At 71.3% G+C, this 6,707-nt stretch carries 5 protein-coding genes; 2 read left to right on the forward strand and 3 right to left on the reverse strand.

The annotated features are described in order from the left end of the window. Positions 1–15: 15 nt before the first annotated feature. Genes ACFQ8E_RS12180 through ACFQ8E_RS12190 form a run of 3 tightly spaced genes read right to left on the reverse strand, consistent with a single transcriptional unit; the run spans position 16 to position 3,240 of the window. On the reverse strand, positions 16–939 hold the full coding sequence (locus ACFQ8E_RS12180) for a carbohydrate ABC transporter permease (protein ID WP_430550819.1): 924 nt from the start codon (positions 937–939) through the stop codon (positions 16–18). 1 nt (position 940) lies between these two features. Then, positions 941–1,903 (reverse strand): carbohydrate ABC transporter permease, encoded by a 963-nt coding sequence (locus tag ACFQ8E_RS12185; RefSeq protein WP_430550820.1) that lies wholly within the window; start codon positions 1,901–1,903, stop codon positions 941–943. A 14-nt stretch (positions 1,904–1,917) separates the two neighbouring features. Further along, positions 1,918–3,240 (reverse strand): extracellular solute-binding protein, encoded by a 1,323-nt coding sequence (locus tag ACFQ8E_RS12190; RefSeq protein WP_430550821.1) that lies wholly within the window; start codon positions 3,238–3,240, stop codon positions 1,918–1,920. 221 nt (positions 3,241–3,461) lie between these two features. On the opposite strand from ACFQ8E_RS12190, the gene ACFQ8E_RS12195 reads away from it, so the two are divergent. Further along, positions 3,462–4,583, forward strand: a complete 1,122-nt coding sequence (locus ACFQ8E_RS12195) for a LacI family DNA-binding transcriptional regulator (protein WP_430550822.1) — start codon at positions 3,462–3,464, stop codon at positions 4,581–4,583. A gap of 102 nt (positions 4,584–4,685) precedes the next feature. Next, entirely contained in the window at positions 4,686–6,554 is a 1,869-nt protein-coding gene (locus ACFQ8E_RS12200) for a glycoside hydrolase family 2 protein (RefSeq protein ID WP_430550823.1), read from the forward strand. Positions 6,555–6,707 lie beyond the last annotated feature (153 nt).

Here is a 6,707-nt window from a genome sequence, read left to right on the forward strand (position 1 = left end):
CCCCGATCGTCCCTGCTACTGCCCGCCCATGCCTGTCGTGGCCACGCCCTGCACGATGCGGCGCTGGAAGAGCATGAACACCACGAGCAGCGGCAGCGCCGCGATCATCGCCGACGCCATGTTCTGCGCGTACTGCACGCCGTAGGCGTTCTTCACGGTCGACAGCCCCACCGGCAAGGTCATGAACTGCGGGTCGGTCGTGACGATGAACGGCCACAAGAAGTTGTTCCACGCGCCGATGAACACGAAGATCGCGACGGCCACGAGGATCGACTTCGACAGCGGCAGCACGATCGTCCAGAACAACCGCCACGTGCCGGCCCCGTCGATGCGGGCGGCGTCGAGCAGCTCGGACGGGATGGCGTCGAAGAACCGCTTGAGGATGAACACCATCACCGGTGCCACGATCTGCGGCAGCACGATGCCCGCGAACGTGTCGACCAGCCCCATGGCCTGCATCTGCTTGAACAGCGGCACGATGAGGATCTGGCCGGGCATCATGATCGACGCGACGGTGAGGAACTGCAGCAGGCTGCGACCCTTGAACACCGTCTGAGAGAACGCGAAGGCCGCCATCGCCGAGATCATCACGGTCAGCGCCGTCACGAGGACGGCGACGACGAGGCTGTTCCACATCCAGCCCAGCAGCTCGCTGTTGCCCAGCACCTGCTGGTAGGCCTCCAGGGTCCAGCCCTGCGTCGGCCACCACGACGCAGGGAGCGCCGCCTCGGCCTCGTGCTTGAAGCTGGTGACGGCGCCCCACGCCAGGGGCAGCAGCCACAGGACCGCCATGACGACGAGCGCGGCGAGGGCCGCGGCCCGCACCCACGGCGAGGGGCCGATCGTCAGCTTGGTGAGCGTGCGGTTCTCGGCGCGGGCCTGCTGTGCGGCCGACCGGCGGCCTGCGACCACGGTGGCGACGGACTCGGCGACGGCCATGTCAGGCCTCCTTCTTCGTGGGCAGCAGCCGGACGAGCGTGAACACGAGGATCAGGGCGAAGAACACGTACGAGATGGCCGACGCATACCCGAGGCGGTAGTTGGTGAAGCCGGTGTCGTAGACGTACTCGAGGATGGGTCGCGTGCTCCCGTTGGGCCCGCCCGCGGTGAGCAGGTAGATCTGGTCGAACACCTTGAGCGACGCGAGCAGCTGCAGCACGACGATCACACCGGTGATGGCCTTCAGCTGCGGGAGGGTGACGGAGAACAGGCGTCGCCAGCCACCGGCGCCGTCGATCGTCGCGGCCTCGTACTGCTGGTGCGGGATGCCCTGCAGCGCAGCCAGGTAGAGCAGGAAGTTGAACCCGACGGTCCACCACACGGTGACGAGCGCGATGGAGAACATGGCGACGTTCTCGTCGGTGAGCCAGCCCACGGGCCCGAGGCCGAGCTTGGCGAGCCACACGTCGAGCAGGCCGATCTCGGGTTGGAAGAGCCAGCTCGCCAGGGACGACACGACGGCGCTGGTCAGCAGGAACGGGGCGAAGAACGACATCCGCCACACCCACTGGCCGGGCAGCCCGGTGTGCACCAGCAGGGCCATGACGAGCGCGACCACGATGAGCGGCACGGTGCTGAGCACCGTGAACCACACGGTGTGCCACAGCGTCGTCCACACCTGGGGGTCGCTGAACGCCTCGACGTAGTTGTCGAAGCCGATGAAGGAGCTCCCCGTGGCGGTGAGGCTCTGGTCTGTGAAGCTCATCCACAGGCCGTAGATCGTCGGCCACAGGAGGAAGAGCCCGGTCGCGGCCGCGAACGGCGCGACGAACAGGTAGCCGGACCGGTCGCGGGCGCGCAGCGACGTGCGCGCGGACCGGGCGTTGCCGGCGGTGCGGGTCGCCGCGGCGCGCCGGGAGGGGCGCGCGACGGGGGCGCTGAGTGACGTGCTTGAGGCGGTCATCGTCGTCCTCTCTCTCAGGCGGGGCTCGGCTGCGCGAGGAAGCGGTTCATCTCGCTGAGCATGCGGTCGACGGCGGTCCGGGGGGACGCCTTGCCGGACAGGGTGTCGGTCATGGAGTCGCCCATGCGCGTCTGGAAGTCGCTGCCGCCGCCGGTGAACCAGGCGTCGGGGTCGAACACGGCGACCTCGGCCGCGGGCGCGTAGTCGCGCTGCGGCGTGAGCTCCTGGTACTCCGGCGTCTCCACGACCGGCTGGTACGCCGGGATGTGTCCGGCGGAGGCCCACGTGAGGCCCTCCTTGAGGAGCCCGGCGAGCACGCGGTAGGTGGCCTCGCGCCCGGCGGGGTCCGGGTGCGCCTGCCTGGGCAGGACGAACGAGTGCGAGTCGGCGTAGTTGGCCGGCTGGTCGAAGATCGCCGGGAAGGGGGTGGCGCCGACGTCGGGGTTCGCGTCGCGGAACATCGGCAGGTCCCACTCGCCGGCGAACATCAGACCGGTGCGGTCCGACATGAACCGTCCGGAGGCGGCGCCGCCGTCCTGGTTCTTCGCCGCGACCTCGCCGTCGACCATCGCCTGGAGGAACTCGAAGACCTCCGTCGCGGCCCGCTCGTCGATCTCGGCCGGCTTGCCCGGCGTGAGGTCGTACTCGCCGCCGTTCTGGCTGTACAGCCCCCAGAACATGCGCCAGCAGCCCGCCGGGTCGCGGAGGTAGCCCCACGAGACGCCGGTCTCGCCGGTGACCTCCGCCATCGCACGGCCGGCGTCGAGGAAGGCGTCCGGGCCGGGTGCGATCGACAGCAGGCCGTCGCCGTCGATCAGACCCGCGTCCCCCGCGATCGCCGGGTTGTTGAACGCGATGTAGGGGTGCGTGTCGAGCGGCAGCGCGTAGAGCTGGCCGTCGAACTGGGCCTTCTCCCACACGGCGGGCGCGAAGTCGTCCTGGGTGACGCCGAGGTCGGCCAGCGCGTCGAGGTCGAACGGCTCGAGCAGGCCGCCGGGCGCGTAGCCCGCCAGCCGCGACATGTGCATCACCGCGGCCTCCGGCGGGCGGCCGCCGGACGACGCCATGGCGAGCTTCGTGTAGTACGGCGCGCCCCACGCGAGGGTCGTGGAGTCCACGGAGATGTCGGCGTTGGCCTGGGCCACCGCGCCCACCATCTCCTGCATGAGCGCGCCGTCCCCGCCCGAGAACAGGTCCCAGATCATGACGGACGTGCGGCCGGACCCGGACGCCGACGGGGTGGCGCACCCGGACAGCGCGCCCCCCAGGGCGATGCCGCCCGCGCCGACGAGAGCGGCCTGAAGCAGGCCGCGCCTGCTCAGCCCGACGTCGTCCACCGTGCCGCTCGAACCCGACCGACGGGGGAACCGGCCCTGGGCGCGGCTTGGCCACGGCCCTGACATACCCCCGGACGTACGCAGCTTGGTCTTCATCGACCCTCCTGAGTGCAACGTTGCGCTCCAACGTGGGACCACGATGGACTAGGCCGGGCGGACCGTCAAGAGGTCCGCTGGCACGGGGTGACGGCGCCCCACGTCGGGCGAGAAGGGGTCGGTGGATGGCAGCACAGGACGAGAGGGGCGCGACGACGGTGCCCGGGGCGGCGTCCCCGGGCGTGCCCGGGCGCGCCCGGGCGGGCCGCGGCTCCGGCCGGGTCGGGATTAAGGACGTGGCGGCGGCCGTCGGCGTGTCCTGGAAGACGGTCTCGAACGTCGTCAACGGCACCGGCAGGGTCGGCGACGAGACGCGCGCCAAGGTCGAGGCGATGATCTCCGAGCTCGGGTACCGCCCGAACCTCGCGGGTCGTCAGCTGCGGCAGGGGCGCACGAACACGCTGGCGCTCGCAGTCCCCTGGGCCCACTCGCCCTATTTCTCGCTCCTGGCGCACATCGTCATCGACGTGGCCGGCGCGAGGGGGTATCGGGTGCTCATCGAGGAGACGCGCACGGACCGGGACGTCGAGCTCCAGGTGGCGCACGGGTTCCGGGTCCAGGCGATCGACGGGATCATCTTCTCGCCGCTGGCCCTCGGCCCGGCAGAGATCGCCGAGGTGCGCGGCGAGACGCCGATGGTGCTGCTCGGCGAGCGCGACGACCCTGGTCACGACCGCCGCTGGCGCACCGACCACGTGAGCATCGACAACGTCCGGGCGGCACGGGAGGTCACCGAGCACCTGCTCGCGACGGGCAGGCGTCGCCTGGCCTTCGTCGGTGCGGAGTCCGTGGCAGACCGTTCGGGCACCCCTCGGCTCCAGGGGTTCAAGGAGGCGCACGCCGCACGGGATCTGGAGGTGGACCCTCGGTGGATCGTGCCCGTCGCGCAGTTCTCGCGCGAGGACGGCATGAGGGCCGTCGAGTCGTCGCTGCCGCGCATCGACCAGGTGGACGGTCTCGTGTGCGCCAACGACGAGCTGGCGCTGGGGGCGCTCTACGCGCTCCGGCTCAACGGGGTGCGGGTGCCCGAGGACGTGGCCGTCACGGGCTGGGACAACACTGAGGACGGCCGGTTCTCGAACCCGTCGCTGACCACGATCGCGCCGGACCTGCAGGCCATCGCCGAGACCGCCGTGGACCGGGTGATCGCGCAGGTGGAGGGGGCTGCGGGCGGCGACGGCGAACGGGACGTCGACGTCGTCGTGCCGCACCGGTTGCTGGTGCGGGAGAGCAGTCGGAGCGCCTGACCGTCCTCAGCGAGGGAGCAATTTCTGATTCAACGTTGCATTCTGAGGACGGGGAAGGTTGAATCTCTCGCGGAACTGTCGTCCATGCAACGGAGCACCACGATGTCCGTCCTCGATCGCCTCGACCCTCCCTCCGCCCCCGTCGGCGCGGCCGTGCCGCGCCCGGAGTATCCGCGCCCGCAGGTGGTGCGTGACCGCTGGCTGAACCTCAACGGGGAGTGGGGGTTCGAGATCGATCCCGGCGACTCCGGCCTGGAGCGCGGTCTGCGCGAACGGCCGCTGACCGGTTCGATCGCCGTCCCGTTCGCGCCGGAGTCGGAGCTCTCCGGCGTCGCGAACACCGACTTCCTGGAGGCGGTCTGGTACCGCCGCGAGGTGACCGTCCCGGCCGGGTGGGCCGAGGTCGCGGGCGGCGACACGCACGTGCTGCTGCACTTCGGCGCCGTCGACCACGACGCGACGGTGTGGGTGAACGACGTCGAGGTGGTCCGCCACCGTGGGGGGTTCACCCCGTTCACCGCCGACCTCTTCGGCGTCGCGGCGCCAGGGGAGACGGTGACCGTCGTCGTCCGTGCCCGCGACCACCGCGGCATCCCGCAGGCGCGCGGCAAGCAGTCGGGCCTGTATGCCAACAAGGACTGCCACTACACACGCACCACGGGCATCTGGCAGACGGTGTGGATGGAGCCCGTCCCGGGCGCCAGCCTGCGCCGCCCGCGGATCACCCCTGACCTCGGCGCCCGCGCCCTCGACGTGCGGGTGCCGCTCACGCAGAACCGCCGGGGCCACCACGTCGTGGTCACGGTGAGCGACGCCGACGGCGTCGTGGCCACCGAGACCACGCCCGCCGACCTCGACCTCGCGCCCTCGGTGCGCGTGGTGATCCCCGCCGACCGGGTGCGGCCGTGGTCCACCCAGGACCCGCACCTGTACGGCGTCGAGATCGAGCTGCACGACGCCACGGGCGACGTCGTCGACGCCGTCCGCTCGTACGCGGGCCTGCGGTCCGTGGCGATCGAGGGCAAGGCGGTCCGCATCAACGGCGAGCCCGTGTTCCAGCGCCTCGTGCTCGACCAGGGCTACTGGCCCGAGTCGCTCATGACCGCCCCGAGCGACGCCGCGCTCCTGCGGGACGTCGAGCTCGGCCTCGAGGCCGGCTTCAACGGCGCGCGCCTGCACCAGAAGGTCTTCGAGGAGCGCTACCTGTTCCACGCCGACCGCCTCGGCTACCTGGTGTGGGGCGAGTTCGGCGACTGGGGCTCCGGCGACTTCGGCCGTCGTGACGACCACCAGAAGCCGACGACGTCGTACGTCGCCGAGTGGCTGGAGGCCATCGAGCGGGACTTCTCGCACCCGTCGATCATCGGCTGGTGCCCGCTGAACGAGACGCACCAGCTGCTGCACGACCGGATCACCCAGCTCGACGACGTCACGCGCGCGATGTTCCTCGCGACCAAGCTCGCCGACCCGTCGCGCCCCGTGCTCGACGCGAGCGGGTACTCGCACCGGGTGCTCGAGACCGACGTCTGGGACTCCCACCACTATGAGCAGGACCCGGAGGCGTTCGCCCGCGACATGGCGGGGCTGACGACCGACGAGCCGTGGGCGAACAGCTACGACGGCGACCCCATCTCGCTGCCCTACAAGGGCCAGCCCTACTTCTGCAGCGAGTACGGCGGCATCTGGTGGAACCCGGAGGAGGCCGCGCGCGCCGCGGGCGACGACCGCAGCGAGTCGTGGGGATACGGCCAGCGGGTGGCGGACGAGGAAGAGTTCCACGTGCGCTTCGCCGGCCTCACGGACGCACTGCTCGACGACCCGTTGATGTTCGGCTACTGCTACACGCAACTCACCGACGTGTTCCAGGAGCAGAACGGCATCTACCGTTTCGACCGGTCCGAGAAGCTCGACGTCGACCGGGTGCGTGCGGTCCAGGTGCGCCCCGCCGCCTTCGAGAAGGACGCCGACTGAGCGCGGGCGCACGGCGCTGAGAAGTCGTACCGAGCCGCGGGGGGGGGGGGGCGGGGGGCCCCCCCCCCCCCCCCGGGGGGGGGGAGGGGGGGGGGCCAGGCCGGGCGCGGGCAGCGCGCGCCGGAAAGGGGCGCGGAGACGGCGCCCCGGCGG

Origin of the sequence: Isoptericola sp. NPDC056573, assembly GCF_042793335.1 — a bacterium.
Lineage (GTDB): Bacteria > Actinomycetota > Actinomycetes > Actinomycetales > Cellulomonadaceae > Isoptericola.